This is a genomic window from Nocardioides islandensis, assembly GCF_015352455.1.
Lineage (GTDB): Bacteria > Actinomycetota > Actinomycetes > Propionibacteriales > Nocardioidaceae > Nocardioides > Nocardioides islandensis.
In genome coordinates this window covers 266,247-285,021 of record NZ_JADKPN010000002.1, presented here as the reverse complement: position 1 = coordinate 285,021, position 18,775 = coordinate 266,247, and the positions used below count along the sequence as shown (strand labels likewise).

The 18,775-nt window shown below is 72.5% G+C and carries 18 protein-coding genes; 13 read left to right on the top strand and 5 right to left on the bottom strand.

The window, feature by feature from the left end; all coding sequences use genetic code 11:
- Window positions 1-27 precede the first annotated feature (27 nt).
- Together ISU07_RS06865 and ISU07_RS06860 are read left to right on the top strand one after the other, a co-directional pair.
- Window positions 28-699 (top strand): SDR family oxidoreductase, encoded by a 672-nt coding sequence (locus tag ISU07_RS06865; protein WP_194706012.1) that lies wholly within the window; start codon window positions 28-30, stop codon window positions 697-699.
- A gap of 20 nt (window positions 700-719) precedes the next feature.
- Window positions 720-1,457 carry an SDR family oxidoreductase gene (locus ISU07_RS06860; protein WP_194706011.1) on the top strand — a complete coding sequence of 246 codons (738 nt, stop codon included), beginning with the start codon at window positions 720-722 and terminating at the stop codon, window positions 1,455-1,457.
- Window positions 1,458-1,468: 11 nt separating this feature from the next.
- On the opposite strand, the gene ISU07_RS06855 is transcribed toward ISU07_RS06860, so the two are convergent.
- Window positions 1,469-2,002, bottom strand: a complete 534-nt coding sequence (locus ISU07_RS06855; RefSeq protein ID WP_194706010.1) for a hypothetical protein — start codon at window positions 2,000-2,002, stop codon at window positions 1,469-1,471.
- A 111-nt stretch (window positions 2,003-2,113) separates the two neighbouring features.
- Here ISU07_RS06855 and ISU07_RS06850 point away from each other — a divergent pair, with 111 nt between their 5' ends.
- From ISU07_RS06850 to ISU07_RS06835, 4 genes are all read left to right on the top strand, one after another.
- Window positions 2,114-2,785 carry a response regulator transcription factor gene (locus ISU07_RS06850; RefSeq protein ID WP_323742470.1) on the top strand — a complete coding sequence of 224 codons (672 nt, stop codon included), beginning with the start codon at window positions 2,114-2,116 and terminating at the stop codon, window positions 2,783-2,785.
- Window positions 2,782-4,167, top strand: coding sequence for a sensor histidine kinase (locus tag ISU07_RS06845; RefSeq protein ID WP_194706009.1), 1,386 nt, complete (start codon window positions 2,782-2,784; stop codon window positions 4,165-4,167). The genes ISU07_RS06850 and ISU07_RS06845 overlap by 4 nt, the downstream gene beginning before the upstream one ends.
- Before the next feature lie 115 nt (window positions 4,168-4,282).
- On the top strand, window positions 4,283-4,798 hold the full coding sequence (locus ISU07_RS06840) for a SigE family RNA polymerase sigma factor (protein WP_194706008.1): 516 nt from the start codon (window positions 4,283-4,285) through the stop codon (window positions 4,796-4,798).
- Window positions 4,795-5,646, top strand: coding sequence for a hypothetical protein (locus tag ISU07_RS06835; protein WP_194706007.1), 852 nt, complete (start codon window positions 4,795-4,797; stop codon window positions 5,644-5,646). Before ISU07_RS06840 ends, ISU07_RS06835 begins: the two co-directional genes overlap by 4 nt.
- A gap of 12 nt (window positions 5,647-5,658) precedes the next feature.
- Here the strand turns inward: ISU07_RS06835 and ISU07_RS06830 are convergent, their stop codons facing one another.
- The gene (locus ISU07_RS06830) at window positions 5,659-6,219 is read right to left on the bottom strand and encodes a TetR/AcrR family transcriptional regulator (RefSeq protein WP_194706006.1); all 561 of its coding nucleotides are present in this window, start codon (window positions 6,217-6,219) and stop codon (window positions 5,659-5,661) included.
- A 203-nt stretch (window positions 6,220-6,422) separates the two neighbouring features.
- Between ISU07_RS06830 and ISU07_RS06825 the strand changes: the two genes are divergently transcribed.
- From ISU07_RS06825 to bar, 4 genes are all read left to right on the top strand, one after another.
- A complete protein-coding gene (locus tag ISU07_RS06825; RefSeq protein ID WP_323742469.1) occupies window positions 6,423-7,814 on the top strand; it encodes an MFS transporter in 1,392 nt (463 codons plus the stop codon).
- Between the two features lie 67 nt (window positions 7,815-7,881).
- Entirely contained in the window at window positions 7,882-9,141 is a 1,260-nt protein-coding gene (locus ISU07_RS06820) for an APC family permease (RefSeq protein WP_323742468.1), read from the top strand.
- Between the two features lie 99 nt (window positions 9,142-9,240).
- Window positions 9,241-10,176: a carbamate kinase gene (locus ISU07_RS06815; protein ID WP_194706005.1), complete on the top strand. Its 936-nt coding sequence runs from the start codon at window positions 9,241-9,243 to the stop codon at window positions 10,174-10,176.
- 23 nt (window positions 10,177-10,199) lie between these two features.
- Window positions 10,200-11,294, top strand: coding sequence for a barbiturase (gene bar / locus ISU07_RS06810; RefSeq protein ID WP_194706004.1), 1,095 nt, complete (start codon window positions 10,200-10,202; stop codon window positions 11,292-11,294).
- Window positions 11,295-11,318: 24 nt separating this feature from the next.
- On the opposite strand, the gene ISU07_RS06805 is transcribed toward bar, so the two are convergent.
- Both ISU07_RS06805 and ISU07_RS06800 read right to left on the bottom strand, forming a co-directional pair.
- Window positions 11,319-12,119, bottom strand: a complete 801-nt coding sequence (locus ISU07_RS06805; protein ID WP_194706003.1) for a DeoR/GlpR family DNA-binding transcription regulator — start codon at window positions 12,117-12,119, stop codon at window positions 11,319-11,321.
- Window positions 12,119-14,104: a beta-galactosidase gene (locus ISU07_RS06800; protein WP_194706002.1), complete on the bottom strand. Its 1,986-nt coding sequence runs from the start codon at window positions 14,102-14,104 to the stop codon at window positions 12,119-12,121. Before ISU07_RS06800 ends, ISU07_RS06805 begins: the two co-directional genes overlap by 1 nt.
- A 175-nt stretch (window positions 14,105-14,279) precedes the next feature.
- Between ISU07_RS06800 and ISU07_RS06795 the strand changes: the two genes are divergently transcribed.
- Genes ISU07_RS06795 through ISU07_RS06785 form a run of 3 tightly spaced genes read left to right on the top strand, consistent with a single transcriptional unit; the run spans window position 14,280 to window position 17,513 of the window.
- Entirely contained in the window at window positions 14,280-15,620 is a 1,341-nt protein-coding gene (locus ISU07_RS06795) for an ABC transporter substrate-binding protein (RefSeq protein ID WP_194706001.1), read from the top strand.
- A 25-nt stretch (window positions 15,621-15,645) separates the two neighbouring features.
- Window positions 15,646-16,584 (top strand): carbohydrate ABC transporter permease, encoded by a 939-nt coding sequence (locus tag ISU07_RS06790; protein WP_194706000.1) that lies wholly within the window; start codon window positions 15,646-15,648, stop codon window positions 16,582-16,584.
- Entirely contained in the window at window positions 16,581-17,513 is a 933-nt protein-coding gene (locus ISU07_RS06785; RefSeq protein WP_323742467.1) for a carbohydrate ABC transporter permease, read from the top strand. The genes ISU07_RS06790 and ISU07_RS06785 overlap by 4 nt, the downstream gene beginning before the upstream one ends.
- Before the next feature lie 23 nt (window positions 17,514-17,536).
- On the opposite strand, the gene ISU07_RS06780 is transcribed toward ISU07_RS06785, so the two are convergent.
- A complete protein-coding gene (locus ISU07_RS06780) occupies window positions 17,537-18,709 on the bottom strand; it encodes a CaiB/BaiF CoA transferase family protein (protein WP_194705999.1) in 1,173 nt (390 codons plus the stop codon).
- Window positions 18,710-18,775: the final 66 nt, after the last annotated feature.

Below are 18,775 nucleotides of genomic sequence, written 5' to 3'. Positions count from 1 at the left end.
CGTTCGCACGGCCTAGGTTGAAGACCCATGAGGGTCGGGATCGTCGGCGGGCACGGCAAGACCGGCCGGGCCGTCGCCGCGGCTCTCGCCGTTCGCGGCGTCGAGAGCGTGGCCCTCGGACGGTCCGACCAGCCGGACCTCGCCGCGCTGGCCGGCTGCGACGCGGCGTACCTCGTCGCGCCGAACTTCCACCCGGACGAGCCGGCGTACGTCGCGTCCGCCCTGGCCGCCTGCGAGCGCCACGGGGTCGGCCGGGTCGTCTACCACTCGGTCGCCAGCCCGTACCTCCCGGCGATGCCCCACCACCTGGGCAAGGCCCGCTCCGAGGACCTGGTGCGACGCTCGGGGCTGGGCTGGACGATCGTCCAGCCGGCCGTGTACCTGCAGAACTTCGACCTCACGCGACCGCTCCTCGTCCCGTACGACGTCCACGCGCCGTTCGGCTTCCTCGACCTCGCCGACCTCGGCGAGGCGGCGGCCACGGTGCTGACCGAGGACCGGCACGAGGGTGCGACGTACGAGCTGGCCAGCCGCACCGGGAGCGTCGCCGACCTGGCCGCCGGGGCCGGCACGTCGGCCGAGCGGGTCGAGGTGGGCCCGGACGTCCCCGAGGGTCTGCGCACGATGTTCGCGTACTACGACGCGTACGGGCTGCCGGCCGGCACCCTCGTGCTGCGCGCACTCCTGGGTCGTCCCTAGGCCGGTCATAGGTTGGGTGCATGCTCACCGTCATCACCGGCGGCACCCGGGGGATCGGGGCCGCGACGGCGCACCGCCTGGCCGCTGACGGGCACGACCTCGTGCTCGGCTACGCGGCCGACGGCGAGGCGGCCGAGGCCACGGCCGGCGACGTCCGCGAGCACGGCCACCAGGTGCACGTCGTCGCCGCGGACATCACCACCGACGACGGCGTCGCGCTGCTGTTCGCGCGAGCCGCCGAGCTCGGCACCGTGACCGGGCTGGTCAACAACGCGGGCGCGACGCTGAACATCGCGCCGCTCGCCGAGACGTCCGCCGACGTCGTCCGCCGCACCGTCGACCTGAACCTCACCGCCGCCATCCTCTGCGCACGTGCGGCGGTCCGCCTCATGGCGCGGTCCCGTGGTGGACAGGGCGGCGTGGTCGTGAACGTCTCGTCGGGTGCGGCGACCCTCGGGGCGCCGAACGAGTACGTCCAGTACGCCGCCGCGAAGGCCGGCGTCGACGCGCTGACGACCGGCCTGGCGAGTGAGGTCGCCGGCGAGGGCATCCGCGTGGTCGGCGTGGCGCCGGGCATCGTCGAGACGACGATCCACGCCGACGCCGGCGAGCCCGGCCGCATCGACCGGGTCGGCCCGCTGGTGCCCCTGGGTCGCGCGGGCCGGCCGGCCGAGGTGGCGGACGCGATCGGCTGGCTGATGAGCGACGAGGCGTCGTACGTGACCGGCACGACCCTGCGGGTCGCGGGCGGACGCTGACCCGCACCCGACTAGGCGACGGCCTGGTCCGCGCCGCCGACGAACGTGCGCGAGGCCACGCCGGGGCAGCCCTGGCGGAACTCGCGGCGCTTCTCGGCGAGGGCCTGGACGTCCGCGCCGTACCGACCGTGGAGGGCGGCGTACCGGATCGCCAGCATCGCCCGGCGCTGCTCGCGCAGCGGGAGCGAGCGGGCGGCGACGATGTCGGCCTTCAGGTCGTCGGGCAACGTCTGCCAGACCTCCAGGCGCTTGGCGCGGACCTTCTCGGCCCACTCCTGCACCTGCTCGCCGTACCCGCCGGTGATCGCCTGGTGCCGGACCTCGAGGAGGGCGGCGCGGCGCTGGCGGAGCGGGAGCGGGAGGGCGGCGCGGATGTCGTCCTTCATGGCGGCGGGGAGGGCGTCCCAGACCTGCTCGCAGGCCGTGGGCTCGTCGTCAGCCGCCTGCGCGGAGCCGGTGGACGTGCCGACGAGGGTGGTGGCGGTGAGCAGGGCACCGGCGAGCAGCCGGGCGATCGACGCCATTCTCTTGGGGTGGGGTGTCATGAGGACGAGGCTCCCGGTGCGGGGTGGCGGGCAGGTCAGGCACATGTTCGGGTCCGGTAAGGCGTGCGCGGCAGGCCCGCCGGACGGGAGGGTCGCCACTAGCGTTCCCTCGTGAGCCAGGGGCTGGTGCTCGTCGTGGAGGACGAGCCGGCGATCGCCGAGCTGCAGCGCCGCTACCTCGCGCAGGCCGGGTACGGCGTGCACGTCGAGGACCGCGGACGGGCCGGGCTGGACGCCGTACGCCGCCTCAGGCCCGTCCTCGTGGTGCTGGACGTGGGGCTGCCGGACCTCGACGGCGTCGAGCTCTGCCGCCGGCTGCGCGAGGCCGGGGACTGGACGCCGGTGCTCTTCGTGACCGCCCGCGACGACGAGGTGGACCGGATCATCGGGCTGGAGATCGGCGGCGACGACTACCTGACCAAGCCGTTCTCCCCGCGGGAGATGGTGGCGCGCGTCAAGGCGGTGCTGCGCCGCGCGCAGGACGCGGCCCGCTCCGACGTGCTGGTGAGCGGGTCCGTCCGGCTGGATGCGCGGGCGCGGTCGGTGACGGTCGGCGGCGACCCGGTGGCGCTGACGCTGACGGAGTTCAACCTGCTGGCGGCCCTGATGCGGACCCGTGGCCGGGTGCTGGGCCGCACCGAGCTGCTCGCCCAGGCGTGGGGCCAGGCCGACTACGGGGCGAGCCGCACCGTGGACGTGCACGTGGCGCAGCTGCGCGCGAAGCTCGGCGACGCGTGCCCGATCGAGACCGTGCGCGGCGTCGGCTACCGGGTCCCGTCATGAGCCGCTGGGGCATCCGCGGTCTGCTCACTGCGGCGACCGTGGGCGTGGCCGTGCTGGCGCTGGCGTTCGCGGCCGTGCTCACCTCGCCGCTGGTGCGGTCGTCGGCCGAGCGCTCGGCGCGGGAGTCACTGGCCCGTGACGCCGACCTGCTCGCCCGGCTGCCGCTCGCGGAGCGGCTCAGCGAGCGCCCGGACGCCGTCCTCACCCGGCCGGTGGTCACCCGCCGGGGCATCGCGGTCGGCATCGTCGCCGCGTCGGGGGAGGCCCGGGGGGCAGCGTTGGCCCTGAGCGAGGCCGAACGCCAGCAGGCTCTGGCGCGCGTGGTGTCGACGTCGGGCGAGCTCTCCGGTGAGCCGGTGCTGCTGGAGGCGAGGCCCCTGCCCAACGGGGCGGCCGTGGTGCTGGCCAGCCGCCGGGCCGACGTGGACGCGACGGTCGACCAGCAACGGCGCCGGTTGCTGCTCGCCCTCGGGCTGGGACTCCTGGTCGCGCTCGCGGCCGGCGCACTGGTGGCCCGCCGGCTCGGCCGCCCGCTGGCCGGGCTGGCGGCGACCGCCCGTCGGCTCAGCGCGGGCGAGCGCGGCGTCACCGCCGAGGTACCGCCGGGTGGGCCACGCGAGGTCGCCGAGGTCGCCGAGGCGCTGCGCCGGCTCGACCTGGCCCTGGCCGCCAGCGAGGAGCGGCAGCGCCGGTTCCTGATGTCGGTGTCCCACGAGCTGCGCACGCCGCTGACCTCGATCCGCGGGTACGCCGAGGCGCTGCTCGACGGCGCCGTCACCCCCGACGAGGTGCCCGGCGTCGCGCGGACACTGGTCGGGGAGTCGGAGCGGATGGAGAGGTACGTCGCCGACCTGCTCGCCCTGGCCCGGCTGGAGGCCGACGACTTCACGCTCGCGGTGGGCGACGTGGACCTGGTGCGGCTGCTGACCGATGGTCAGGCCGCGTGGGCCGACCGCGTCGCACGCGCCGGGCTGACCCTCGACGTGGAGGCCCCGCCGTACCCGGTCCGGCTGCGGACCGACGCGGGGCGGGTGCGGCAGGTGCTGGACGTGCTCACCGACAACGCCGTGCGCGTCTGCCCGGCCGGGTCGCGCGTCGTGTGGTCGCTGACGGCCCGGCCCGGCGGCGTACGCCTTGAGGTACGTGACTCCGGCCCCGGGCTGGCGGAGGCGGACGCGGCGGACGCGTTCGAGCCGGGGGTGCTGCACGACCGGTACGCGGGGACAGGGCCCGGCGGGGAGCACCGCGGGGGGCCCGGCGGGGGGCACGGCCTCGGGCTGGCCATCGCGCACGGCGTCGTGACCCGGCTCGGCGGCACGATCCGGCTGGGCCGGGCGCCGGAGGGTGGCGCGGCGTTCGAGGTCGAGCTCCCGGTCGGCTAGCTCCCGGCAGTTCCGGCCGAGAAGTTCCGGCCGAAGAGTTCCGGGGGCACGATGGAACCCTCGGGTGTCCTCGCGGGTCGTCCTCCCCACAGGGAACGGCGAAGGAGGGACCGGCATGGCGGAGGGAGAGGTCCTCGCCCGCGGTCCGGTCGCGACCGGGGTGGACGTGGCCGCCGTGTTCGCCGCGTCGTACCGACGGCTGGTCGTGCAGCTGTACGGCGTCACCGGCAACGCCGGGGAGGCCGAGGACCTCGTGCAGGAGGCGTTCGTCCGGGCGTACGCCGCGGGCGCGCGCTTCCGCCGCGTCGACAACCCCGAGGCCTGGTTGAGGGTCACCGCCATCAACCTGCACCGCACCCGCTGGCGCAAGATGCGGAACTTCGCGCGCATCAAGGACCGGATCACCGGGCCGCCGGACCTGCCCGGCCTCGAGGAGCACTGGGAGGTCGTCGACGCCCTGCGCCGGCTGCCCGAGAACCTGCGCGTCGTGCTCGTGCTGCACTACCTGGCCGACCGCCAGGTCCACCAGATCGCCGAGGAGCTCGGGGTCGCGGAGGGCACCGTGAAGTCGCGGCTGTCCCGCGGGCGGGACGCCCTGGCAGCCGAGCTCGGCCAGGAGGAGCGGTCATGAGCGAGTCGAGGCTCCGCGCGTTCGCCGAGCGGGCCGAGCTGCTGGTCGACCTCCCCGACGTCGAGGCGCTGGAGCGGCGCGGGAGCGACGTCCGCGCCCGTCGTCGTACGACGACCGCCGCGGTCGCGCTGCTCGTCGCCATCGGCGGCACGGTCGCCGTCCAGGAGCGCTTCCAGCGCGCCGACGAGCCGGACAAGGTGGACACCCCAGGGCGACCGGTCGTGCCGTACCCCGGCAACCAGATGCATGACCTCGCGGCGGGCACCTACGAGCTCACGCCGTCGTCGGTCCGCGGTGACCCGACCGCCCTCATCACCCTGCCGACGGGCTGGAACAGCTGGGAGGGCCCCAACCGCTTCGACGGGCACCAGTCGGACGACCCCACCGCCGGGAGGTACAACGACGTGCCGCTGGCGAGCCTCACCTGGTACGTCGGCGTGCTCGTGGTCAAGGTGCTGGGCATCAGCGAGGACGCCTGCCTCACCACGCCGGGCCACTACCGCTTCGTGGAGACCTACGCCGAGAGCGTGGCCGCCTTCTCCGATCTGCCCGGCTACCGGATGGTGGCGGCTCCTCGTGAGGAGATGGCGTTCGGGCGACGCGCCACCCACCTGGTCCTACGGCCGAGGGACGTGGTCGACACCTGCGTGCACGAGGCCGGCGTGTTCCTGACGTCGGCGAACGGTGACATCGGTGGCGAGGAGCACCTCGAGCTCTGGGTCGTCGACGTGGACGGTGTGCCGCTGACCGTGATGAAGGGCGCCACCGGTGAGGTGCCGCCCGAGATCCTGGCCGAGCAGTCGGCCGTGGTCGACTCGATCGTGTTCCGGACCCACCAGGACAACTAGGACAAGCAGCGCTCAGCCGCCGGTCGGGCGGAGCATGCCGTCGGCGAGCACGGCAAGCATCGGCCGCACCTCGTCGGCCGACAGGTCGCTCTGGTCGGCGATGACGGCCACGCCCCCGACCATGCGGCACATCTGGAGCGCCTCGACGTCCTCCCGCAGCGCGCCGCGGGCTTGGAGGTGGTCGACCACGCGCTGGGTGGCCGCGACCAGGACCCGCGTCTTGTGGGAGATGGGGGACTGCTCGTCGCCCATCGCCGAGGTGAGCTTGGCCGGGCCGCCCTTGTGCATGCTGATGAGGGCGACGTACGCCTCGAACCAGCCGATCAGGAACTCGCGGGCCGGGCCTTCGAAGGTGAGGGCCTTGTCCGTGGTCTCGGTGACACCGTCGACCCAGGCCTGCATGACGGCGTCCAGCAGGGCGTCGCGGGTGGGGAAGTGGCGGTACAGCGTGCCCGGTCCGACGCCGGCCTTCTTGGCGATGTCGTCCAGCGACGCGTCGTACCCGCGCTCGCGGAACACCACGCGGGCGACCTCGACGATGCGGTCGCGGTTGCGCTGTGCATCGGCTCGCACGCGTGCTCCCTTGCTAAACGGAGACACTCTCCGTATGGTTGCCCGGTAACCGGAGTCATTCTCCACTAAGTGTACGACGGCCCGCTGCCGCGGACCAGAACGGAACTCTCGTGACTCTCCCCGCTCCATCACCTGACACAACGTCCGCCCGCCCGCGCCGGTTCCGGCCGGCCGACCGGGCCACTGACCGCGCCCGTCTCGGCGTGCTGATCGTGCTGATGGCCCAGCTCATGCTGGTGCTCGACGCGACGGTCGTGAACGTCGCCCTCCCGCGCATCGACGCCGACCTGGGCTTCGGCCCGGCGTCGCTGAGCTGGGTCCTCAACGCCTACACCCTCGCCTTCGGCGGGCTGCTGCTCCTCGGGGGCCGGCTCGGCGACGTCCGGGGTCGCCTGCGCACGTTCGAGGCCGGCCTCGCCCTCTTCGTCCTGGCCTCCCTCCTCGGCGGGCTCGCGCCGACGCCGGAGCTCCTCGTCGTGGCCCGTGCGGCCCAGGGCGTCGGCGCCGCGCTCGCCGCGCCCAGCGTGCTCGCGCTGCTGACCACGAGCGCCCGCGACGACGCGGAGCGCAACCGCGCCCTGGCGCTGTTCGGCGCGGTGTCCTCCGGCGGCGCCTCCATCGGGCTGCTGCTCGGCGGCTTGCTCACCGACGTCGCCTCGTGGCGCTGGACGCTCTTCATCAACGTGCCGATCGGCATCGCGGTGCTCGTCCTGGCCCCGATGTTCGTGACCGAGACCGCTCGTCGTCCGGGGCGCTTCGACCTGGTCGGCGCGGTCAGCGCCACCGTCGGCGCGGTCTCGATCGTCTGGGCGCTCATCGGCACCCCCGACCACGGCTGGACCTCCGTGCGCACGATCGGCGGCCTCGTCGTCGGCGTGCTCGCCCTGGTCGCGCTGACGGTCACCGAGCGGCGCGTGGCGCACCCGATGATCCAGCCGAGCCTGCTGCGCAACCGCACCCGCGTCGCCGCGCTGGCGATGATGGCCCTCGTCGTGGGCGCCCAGCTGTCGATGTTCTTCCTGGTCGTGCAGTACGTCCAGCGCGTCCTGGGCTTCGGGCCGCTGGCGTCCGGCTTCGCCTTCCTGCCGTTCAGCCTGGGCATCTTCACGATGTCGCGGTTCACACCGCGGCTGATCGCCCGCTTCGGCCCGCTGCTGCTCGTGGTCACGGGGGCCACCGCGCTGACGGCGGGCTACATCATGCTGAGCAACGCGGGAGCCGACAGCACGTACCTCGGCGCGGTGTTCGTGCCGATGCTGCTCGGCGGCCTCGGCGGTGCGCTCTGCTTCATGCCGATCACCGCGACGGTGCTGTCCGGCGTCGAGCCGGAGCACGCGGGCGCGGCCTCGGGGATGCTGCAGACCACGCAGCAGCTCGGCAGCGCCGTCGGCGTGGCCGTGATCGTGTCGGTGTACGCCGCGCACGCGGTGCCCGGCGAGTTCCTCCCGGGTGCGCACGAGGCGTTCCTCACCTCGGCGGTGTTCTCCGCGATCGCCGCCCTGGTCGCCCTCGCCGTGCTGACCCTGCGGCGGCGACCGGTCGCCGTGCCCGAGCCGGACGACGTCGAGGAGGTCGTGCTGGCCGACGCGGCCTGAGGGTCGGGGACCGCGTTACCTGCCCTCGGGCGGCCGGCTGTCGGTGGCAACCGCCAGGATCCCGTCCGTGAGCATCGGGCGGGACCCTGGCGTCGTCGCTCCCACGCAGGGTGGGATCGGCGCGCTCCAGGGCGCGGCGCTGACGCTGGGCGCCCTGATCGGCACGGGGATCATCTCCCTGCCGGCGCTCGCGGCCGAGGCGGCGGGGCCGGCCAGCCTGGTCGCGTGGGGCGCGATGCTGCTCGTCTCGGTGGCGTTCGCGGCGGCCTTCACGGCGCTGGGCTCGAGGTTCCCCGACGGCGGTGGCGTGACGACGTACGTCCGCCGCGCGTTCGGCGACTCCGCCTCGACCGCGGTCGGGTGGGCGTTCTACCTGACCATCCCGCTCGGGGCGCCGACCGCGGCCGGGTTCGCGGCCCACTACGTGTCGGACGCGCTCGGCCGGGGCAGGGGCACGGCCCTCCTCGTCGCCGCGCTCATCATCGCCCTGGTGGCGGCCGTCAACTGGTTCGGCATCGAGGCCTCGGCCCGCAGCCAGCTGGTGATCGCGGCGGTGCTGGCGGCGCTGCTCGTGCTGGTGATCGTGCTGGCGCTGCCACACGCCCGGTCGGGAAACCTGACGCCGTTCGCGCCGCACGGTACCGGCGGCGTGGCCGAGGCGGCCGGCATCCTGCTGTGGGCGTTCGTGGGGTGGGAGATCATGGCGTCGCTGTCCGGGAGGTACCACTCGCCCGGTCGCGACATCGCCCGCGCGGCGGCGACCGCGCTGGTCGTGGTGTCCGTGCTGTACGTCGGCATCGCCTTCTGCACCGTCGCCGTGCTCGGTCCCGACCCCGGGCCGGCGCCTCTCTCGGACCTCCTGGTGGTGGCGTTGGGGGAGTCGGCTCGGCCGGCGATGTCGGTGGTCGCGGTGCTGCTCACGGTGGCGACCATCAACACCTACTTCGCCGGCGCGGCCGAGCTGGGGGCGTCGCTCGCGCGCGACGGGTCGCTGCCGGCGTGGCTGGCCGTGCGGTCGGGCCCCGGCGGCGTACCCCGGCGGGCCCTGGCCGTCGTCCCCGTCCTCGGACTCGTCACCATCGCGGTGATGGCCGTCGTCGGGCTCGACACCGACGCGACCCTGCTGGTGGCGACGGCGACGTTCGGGCTGACCTACCTCGCGGCCACGGCGGCCGCGGTGCGGCTGCTCGAGGGCTGGGGGCGGGTGGCCGGGGTGGTGTCGGTCCTCGCCTCGGCGGGGCTGGTCGCGGTGACGGGGTGGCGGGTGCTGGTGCCAATGGGCATCGGCCTGCTGGGCGTGCTGTGGACGCGGTCCCGGTCGCCCTGAGCGCAACCGTGACGTTGGGCAACCGTTGCCAGCGCCCCGCGCGGGTGTTGGCGGAAGGTGCCGTGGGGGCGCTCACCGCGCACTACTAGCGTCGGACGCATGAGGGTCCTCCTGGCGCTGGGCGGCAACGCCATGACCAACGCCGAGGGGCGTGCGCGCCCCGAGGACCAGATCGCGGCCGCCGAGGTCGCGATGGCGGCCGTGGCGTCGCTGCTCGAGACCGGCGCCGAGGTCGTGGTGACCCACGGCAACGGCCCGCAGGTCGGCAACCTGCTCGTCAAGAACGAGCTGGCGGCCGCCGTCGTCCCGCCCGTCCCGCTCGACTGGTGCGGGGCGCAGACCCAGGCGACGCTCGGGTTCGTCCTGATGGACGCGCTCGACGCCGAGCTGGCCCGGCGCGGCGTCGACCGTCGTACCGCCGCGCTCGTGACCCGGGCGCTGGTGTCGCTGGACGACCCCGGCTTCACCAAGCCGACCAAGCCGATCGGCCGGTACCTGCCGGCCGACGAGGCCGCCCTCCTCGTCGAGCACGGCGAGACCTGGGAGGACCGCGGCGAGAAGGGCTGGCGGCGCGTGGTCGCCTCGCCCGAGCCCCTGGAGATCCTCGACGCTCCCGCGGTGCAGGCGCTCGTCGACGCCGGGTTCGTGGTCGTCGCCAACGGCGGCGGCGGCATCCCGGTCGTCCGCGAGGCCGACGGCCGGTTGCGCGGCATCGAGGCCGTGATCGACAAGGACCTCGGTGCGGCCCTGCTCGGGGACCGGCTGTCGGCCGACGTGCTCGTCGTCGCCACCGACGTGCCGCACGCCGTGCTCCGCTACGGCACTCCGGAGGCCGAGGAGATCGGCCGGGTCGAGGTGTCGCAGATGGAGGCGTACGCCGCCGAGGGGCACTTCGCCTCCGGCTCGATGGGCCCGAAGGTGGAGGCCGCCTGCCGGTTCGTCCGCACCACCGGCAAGCCCGCCGTGATCACCGACCTGGACAGCATCGTCGGCGCGGTCGAGGGCCGCACCGGCACCGTCGTCCTTCCCGACTGACGTCTCGACCGAAAGGAACCCCCATGCCTGCCGCCATCGAGGTCCGCAAGGTACCGATCCACTCCGTCGCCGACGCCTCGGAGCTCACCAAGCTCATCGAGTCCGGCGTGATGGACGCCGGCCGCGTCATCGCCATCATCGGCAAGACCGAGGGCAACGGCGGCGTCAACGACTACACGCGGATCATCGCCGACCGGGCGTTCCGCGAGGCGCTGGTCGCGGCCGGGGCGCCGGCCGACCAGGTCAAGGAGATCCCGATCGTGTGGTCGGGCGGCACCGACGGCGTGATCAGCCCGCACGCCACGATCTTCGCGACGACCGACGCCGAGCCGAGCGACGAGCCGCGGCTGACCGTCGGCTTCGCGATGAGCGAGCAGCTGCTCCCCGAGGACATTGGCCGCACGCCGATGATCGAGAAGGTCGCCGACGCGGTCCGCGTGGCCATGTCCCGTGCGGGCATCGAGGACCCCGCGGACGTCCACTACGTGCAGACCAAGACCCCGCTGCTGACGATCCACACCATCCGCGACGCCAAGTCCCGCGGCAAGACGGTGTGGACCGAGGAGACGCACCAGTCCATGGACCTGTCGAACGGTTGTACGGCGCTCGGGATCGCCGTCGCGCTCGGCGAGATCGAGATGCCCCGCGACGAGGACGTGATGCACGACCGCTCGCTGTTCTCGTCGGTCGCCTCGTGCTCCTCGGGCGTCGAGCTCGACCAGGCGCAGGTGGTCGTGGTCGGCAACGCGACGGGCGTCGGAGGGCGGTACCGGATCGGCCACTCGGTGATGAAGGACGCCCTCGACCAGGACGGCATCTGGGAGGCCATCCGCGCCGCCGGCCTCGACCTCCCGGAGCGCCCGCGCACCTCCGACCTGGAGGGCAGGCTGGTCAACGTCTTCCTCAAGTGCGAGGCCTCCGCGGACGGCCAGGTACGTGGCCGCCGCAACGCCATGCTCGACGACTCCGACGTCCACTGGCACCGCCAGATCAAGTCCTGCGTCGGCGGCGTGACCGCTGCCGTCACCGGCGACCCGGCCGTGTTCGTCTCGGTGTCGGCCGCCCACCAGGGCCCCGATGGCGGCGGTCCGGTCGCGGCCATCGTCGACCTGGGCTGAGACGGTCCGGTCCGCGTCCTGTCGCTACGCCTCTCCCGAGGGTGTCGGGGACGCGGGGTCGACGAGGACGAGCTGCCCGACCCGCTCGGCCAGGATGGCGCTGGCCTGCGCGGACAGCCCGGTGTCGCTGATGAGCACGTCGGCGTCGGAGAGGTGCGCCATCGAGCTCAGCCCGACCACTCCCCACTTGGAGGAGTCGGTCAGCACGACCAGACGGCGTCCGCTGCGGATCATCGCCCGGTTGGTCTCGGCCTCGAGGAGGTTGGGCGTGCTGAAGCCCGCGCGCTCCTCCATGCCGTGCACGCCCAGGAAGACCGCGTCCACGTGGAGCGAGCTGAGCGCGGTGATGGCCACCGGGCCGACGAGCGCGTCGGAGGGGGTGCGCAGCCCGCCGGTCACCAGGACGGAGACCGACTCGGCGCCCGACCGGTGGAGCAGGTCCGCGACCCACACCGAGTTCGTGACCACGGTGAGGTCCGGGACGTCCACGAGGTGGCGGGCGAACGCGTGGGTGGTGGTCCCGGCCGAGACCGCGATGGCCGAGCCGGGACGCACCAGCGAGGCGGCCTGCGCGCCGATCGCCTGCTTCTCCAGCTGGCGCCGGGCGGAGTTCGCCTCGAACCCGGGCTCGGAGGTGGAGGGCTCCGCCACCGCCATCGCGCCGCCGTGCACCTTCTCCAGCAGCCCCTGACGGTGCAGCGTCTGGAGGTCGCGCCGCACGGTCATGTCGGACACCCCGAGGCGGGAGACCAGGTCGGACACGCGGACGGTGCCATCGCGACCCAGCTCGGTCAGGATGAGCGATCGGCGCTGTGCGGCGAGCATCAGTCCTCCCGCACCACCGCTACGGCGCCCGGGCCCAGGCTCAGCACGCCGTCGGTGTGGCCACCGGCCACGAGGTCGACGCCGGCCACCGGGACCTCGAGCGGGTCCCGGCCGTGGTTGACCAGGAAGACCCACGAGCCGTCGTCGCCGCGTCGGCGCGAGGCCTCCAGCCCCGGGGCCGGCGGGACGACGGGGACGACGTCCGCCTCCGCCAGGAGCCGTCCCACGAGGGCGTCGAGGGCGGGCTGCTCCAGCCTCGTGGCGAGGTACCACGCGGTGCCCTGGCCGTGGGCGTGGCGGGTGAGGGCCGGGACGCCGGGCACCGGCCCGTCGACGTAGCTCGCCACCGCTTCCGCGCCGGCCAGCCGCAGGTCCTCGGACCACACGTCGCCGACCGAGCCGTCGTCGAGGTGCACCCGCTCGCCCTCCCGCAGGGGGGTGAACTCCTGGACGCGGACGCCGAGCAGCTCGCGGAAGGCGCCGGGGTAGCCGCCGAGCCGGATGTGGTCGTCCTCGTCGACGATGCCGCTGAAGTAGGTCACCAGGGCCGTCGCCCCCGAGGCCACGGCAGCCTCGAGGCGCGCGGCCGCGGCGTCGGTGACGGTGTAGAGCGTCGGCACCAGGACCAGGCGGTAGCCGCCCAGGTCGCTGTCCGGGTGCACGACGTCGACGCCGACGCCGTGGTCGAGCAGCGCGCGGTGCAGGGCGTGCGCCATGTCGAGGTAGTGCACGTCCTCGCTCGGGTGCGAGTCGAGCTCGCAGGCCCACCACGCCTGCCAGTCGAACAAGATGGCCACGTCGTTGTCGGCGCGGCTGCCCGCGATCTCCTCGAGCCGGCCGAGCGTGGCCCCCAGCTCGACCACCTCGCGCCAGACCCGGCTGTCGGTGCCGGCGTGGGGGACGAGCCCGGCGTGGAACTTCTCCGCCCCGGCGCGGGAGGCCCGCCACTGGAAGAAGAGCAGTCCGTCGGCTCCGTGGGCGAGGTGCTGCACGCAGTTGCGCAGCAGCTCGCCGGGCCGCTTGGCGACGTTGCGCGGCTGCCAGTTGACCGCGGACACCGACTGCTCCATCAGCAGCCACGGCCGGCCGCCGGCCACGCCCCGCACCAGGTCGGAGCTGAACGCCAGCCCGCGGTGGCCCTCGGGGTCGGCCGCGGTGACGTAGTGGTCGTTGGAGACCAGGTCGACCTCGGGGGCCCAGGAGAAGTAGTCCATCTCGCGCACGGTCGGCATCACCATGAAGTTGGTGGTGACGGGTACGCCGGGGGAGAGCTCGCGGAGCACGTCGCGCTCGGCGACGAAGTTGGCCAGCAGCTGGTCGGAGGAGAAGCGGCGGAAGTCCAGCTGCTGGGTGGGGTTGGGGAAGGCGGGCGCGACGCGCGGCGGGAGCACCTGGTCGAAGGACTCGTAGTGCTGGGACCAGAACGCGGTGCCCCACGCGTCGTTGAGCCGGTCGACGTCGCCGTAGCGGGCCGCCAGCCACCCGCGGAACGCCTCGGCGCTGACGTCGCAGTAGCAGAGGGCGTTGTGGCAGCCGAGCTCGTTGCCGACGTGCCACAGGGCGAGGGCGTCGTGGTCGCCGTACCGCTCGGCCATCGCCCGGCACAGCCGCAGCGCGTGCTCGCGGTAGACCGGCGAGCTCGGGCAGAAGCCCTGCCGTCCGCCGGGCCACAGCACCGTCCCGTCGGCACGCACGGGGAGCATCTCGGGGTGGGCGCGGGCCAACCAGGCCGGCGGCGACGCCGTCGCCGTCGCGAGGTCCACCTTGACCTCGTGGGCGTGCAGCAGGTCGACGACGTCGTCGAGCCAGTCGAAGGTGAACGTGCCGGGGCTGCGCTCCAGCAGGGCCCATGAGAAGACCCCCACGGTGACCAGGTTGACGCCCGCCTCGCGCATCAGCCGGACGTCGTCCTCCCAGACCGACCGCGGCCACTGCTCGGGGTTGTAGTCGCCGCCGAAGGCGAGGGTGGGCAGCGCGCTGGGCATGCCCCAACTGTGTCCAACCTCCGACAGGGAGTCAACAGATCCCGTCAGGATCGCGCGGAAGGCCCTGTTGAATTAAGTCCGAATAGTTGAGGACTTTCGTCCATTGACACGGGAGGAGTCGACGTTCGAGGATGCGGACAGTTGTTTGATTCTGTGCCTTAACGGAGGTCTTGTGATGAACCGCCAGCAACGTCCCTCGCTGCTCGTGCCCCCGTCTGCGCTGGCGACCGCCGCGGCGTCGAGACGCAGCTTCCTGCGCTCCGCCGTGCTGGGCGGTGCCCTCCTGGGCTCGCCGGCGCTGCTGGCCGCGTGCGGGGGCGACGACTCCGGCGGAGGCGGCGGCGGGAGCACCAAGACGGTGAAGTTCGGCGTCAACGAGGCCAAGGACTCCGGACCGGCCTACCAGCGCATGAAGGGCTTCGCCGACGCCTACACCAAGAAGTCCGGCGTGAAGGTCAGCGCCAACTACGTCGACCACAACACCTTCCAGGAGAGCATCAACACCTACCTCCAGGGCTCGCCCGACGACGTGTTCGCCTGGTTCGCCGGTTACCGCATGCAGCAGTTCGCCGAGGACGGCCTGCTCACCGACCTCAGCGACCTGTGGCCGATCGACGGCATGGGTGACGCGTTCAAGGAGGCCTCGACCTCCTCCGACGGCAAGCAGTACCTCGTCCCCTACGACTACTACCCGTGGGCGGTCTTCTACACCAAGTCGCTGTTCGACAAGAACAACTGGCAGCCGCCGACCAACTACGACGACATGGTCTCCCTCGCCGACGAGATGAAGGGCAAGGGCATCGCGCCGTTCGCCTTCGGCGACAAGGACGGGTGGCCCGCCATGGGCACCTTCGACATCCTCAACATGCGGATCAACGGCTTCGACTTCCACATGAGCCTGCTCGGCGGCGACGAGGCCTGGGACAGCAACGAGGTCAAGAAGGTCTTCGAGACCTGGCGCAACCTGCTGCCCTACCACCAGGAGGACCCGCTCGGCCGCACGTGGCAGGAGACCGCGACCTCGCTGGCCAAGGGCGAGGCCGGGATGATGATGTTCGGCACGTTCATCGGCGACGCCATCCCCGACGCCATCGACGACCTCGACTTCTTCATCTACCCGCAGATCGACCCGAGCATCCCGGCCGACTCGCTGGACGCCCCGATCGACGGCTTCGCCCTCGCGTCCGCCGGCCAGAACCAGGACGCCGGCAAGGAGTTCCTCAAGTTCCTCGGCACGGCCGAGGCCCAGGACGCCGCCAACGCCGCTGCGGACGCCCCGATGATCGCGGCCAACGAGAACGCCAGCCAGGACTCCTACTCCGCTCTCCAGCTCAAGTCGGCCGAGGTGGTCGGCGCAGCCGGCCACATCGCGCAGTTCCTCGACCGCGACACCGACACCGACTTCGCCTCCACCGTGATGATCCCGTCGATCCAGGACTTCCTGAAGAACCCCGACGACATCGACGGGCTCACCAAGAGCATCCAGGAGCAGAAGGTCTCGATCTTCGGGAGCTGAGGGGAGAGACGAGAGGGAGCCGCGGATGACGACGACCACACCGAGCACGACCACGAGCCGGGCCTCGTCCTCGACCGGCCCGACGCGGGTGCGACGGCGCCTCGGAGTCGTCGACCGCATCGTGGTGGTGCTCATGGTCGTCGTCCCGGCCGCCCTCGTGCTCCTGCTGGTGTGGCTGCCGGCGTTCGGGTCGGTGGCCCTGTCGTTCGGCACCTGGAACGGCATCGGCGGACTGGACCGCATCCAGTGGGTCGGGTTCCAGAACTACCACGACATCGCCACCATCTACCCGCCGTTCTGGCCCGCCATGCGGCACAACCTGGTCTGGCTGGTCTTCCTGTTCGTCTTCCCGACGATGCTGGGGATCTTCCTGGCCGTGATCCTCGACCACGAGATGAAGTTCAGCCGCTTCTACCAGACGGCGTTCTACCTCCCGGTCGTGCTGTCCCTGGCGCTGATCGGCTTCATCTGGCAGCTCTTCTACTCCCGCGACCAAGGCCTCATCAACGACGTCTTCCACACCCAGGTGGACTGGTACGGCGACCCCAAGATCAACCTGTGGGCGGTCCTGGTCGCCACGGCCTGGCGACACACCGGCTACGTCATGCTGCTCTACCTCGCCGGCCTCAAGAGCGTGGACGCCTCGCTGCGCGAGGCGGCCGCGGTCGACGGCGCCAACCAGTGGCAGACCTTCTTCAAGGTCGTGTTCCCGGTGATGCGCCCGATCAACGTGATCGTGCTGGTCATCGTGGTCATCGAGTCGCTGCGGGCCTTCGACCTCGTGTGGGTGATCAACAAGGGCCGCAACGGGCTGGAGATCATCGCGGCGCTGGTGAGCCAGAACGTCATCGGCGAGGCCACCCGCTACGGCTTCGGCTCCGCCCTGGCCGTGATCATGATGGCCATCTCCTCGGTGTTCATCGCCATCTACCTGCGCATCGTCTTCCGGGAGGAGCAGCGGTGACCGTGGTGTCTCCGGCCCCGGCCCCGGTTCCAACCCCGGCCGCCACGACGACGCCGGCCAAGGGTGGCGGCGGCCTGATGAGCAAGCCGCGCGGCACCGTGGCGATGGTCATCATGTTCACGCTGTCCGTGATCTGGCTCTTTCCCCTGCTGTGGGCGGTGATCAACTCGTTCCGCGAGTACGCCTACACCCAGGCCCACGGCTACCTCTCCTTCGGCGGCTGGACCTTCGACAACTACCGGCAGGCCTGGGAGCAGGGTCAGTTCGGGCTGCACTTCAAGAACTCGCTGATCATCACCGCCCCGGCGGTGCTGCTCACGCTGTTCCTCGCCTCCACGGTGGCGTTCGTGCTGGCCAGGTTCACGTTCAAGTTCAACCTCGCCCTGCTGGGCTTCTTCCTGGCCGCCAACATGCTGCCGCCGCAGGCGCTGCTGATCCCCGTGTTCCGCATGTTCCGCGAGGTCCACCTCCCGCTGTGGATGAGCGACAGCGGGACCCTGCTGAACAGCTTCTGGGCGCTCATCCTGGTCAACGTCGCCTTCCAGCTGGGCTTCTGCGCCTTCGTGCTGAGCAACTACATGAAGACCATCCCCCGCGAGATCTACGAGTCGGCCGAGATCGACGGCGCCGGCGTGTGGCGCCAGTACTGGCAGCTCACGCTGCCGCTGGTGCGTCCCGCGCTCGCCGCGCTCGCGGTCCTCGAGGTGACCTGGATCTACAACGAGTTCTTCTGGGCCACCGTGCTGGTCTCGCGCGGCGACAAGTTCCCGATCACCAGCGCGCTGAACAACCTCCGGGGCCAGTTCTTCACCGACACCAACCTCGTGGCCGCCGGCTCGGTGATGGTGGCCCTGCCGGTCCTCATCGTGTTCTTCGTGCTGCAGAAGCAGTTCGTCTCCGGCCTCACCCTCGGGGCGACCAAGGGCTGAGGTGGCGCCCCCGCGGGTGCCGGTCAGGAGTCGAGCCACTCCCGGACCGCGGCGCCGTGCTCGTCGAGCAGCGGTGGCGGGAGGTGCTCGGCGCGCCCGCCGGAGAACGGGTTGTCCTCGAACCGGATCGGTGACCCGGGCAGCGTCAGCGCGCCGTACGCCGGGTGGTCGACCTCCAGCACGAGTCCCTGCGACCGGGTCTGCTCCCAGGAGTAGACGTCGTCGAGCGAGCGCACCTTGCCGGCCGGGATGCCGGCGCCGAGCAGCAGGTCCAGCCAGTGCTCGGCACCTTCCCCCGCGAACACCCCCTCGATGGCGGCGACCAGGTCGTCGCGGTGCGCGACCCGGTCGCGGTTCGTCGCGAAGCGCGGGTCGGCCGGATCCAGCGCGACGGCGGGCGCGAACTTGTGCCAGAGGTTCTCCGACCCCACCGCCACCTGCACCGGAGAGGTCCCGGTCGCGAAGATGCCGTACGGCGCGATGGCCGGGTGGTGCGACCCGCTCAGGCCCGGCACCTCACCGGCGATCGTCCAGCGCGTGCCCTGGAACGCGTGCACCCCGACGATGCCCGCCAGCAGCGACGTGCGGACCACGCGCCCGCGGCCGGTGCGCATGCGTTCGTGGAGCGCGGCCAGCACGCCGTACGCGAGGTTCATCCCGGCCAGCAGGTCCGCGATCGGCACGCCCACCTTGGTCGGCTCGGACACGCCGGTGACGCTCATCAGTCCGCCCTCGCCCTGCGCGATCTGGTCGTAGCCCGCCCGACCAGCCTCCGGCCCGTCGTGCCCGAACCCGCTGATCGAGCCGATCACCAGTCCCGGGTTGAGCTCGTGCAGCCGCTCGACCGGGAACCCGAGCCGGTCGAGGACGCCGGTGCGGAAGTTCTCCAGCAGCACGTCGGACCTGGCGACCAGCTTCTCGAGCACCAGCACGTCGTCGGGTGCCTTGAGGTCGAGCACCACCGACTCCTTGTTGCGGTTGGCGCTCATGAAGTACGTCGAGTCGTGCGGGTCGTCCGGGCCCGGGTCGCCCGCCCACGGCGGCCCCCAGGCGCGGGTGTCGTCGCCGGCGGCGGACTCCACCTTGATGACGCGGGCGCCCATGTCGCCGAGCATCATCGCGGCCTGGGGCCCGGCCAGCGCGCGGGTCAGGTCGAGGACCACGAGGTCGGCCAGCGGGGCGTCGTACGCACTCATGACTCGAACCTAGTGGCCCCCGATTCGCCCGCCATTGGGCACAAACGCCAGTCCTGGCCCCCGTTT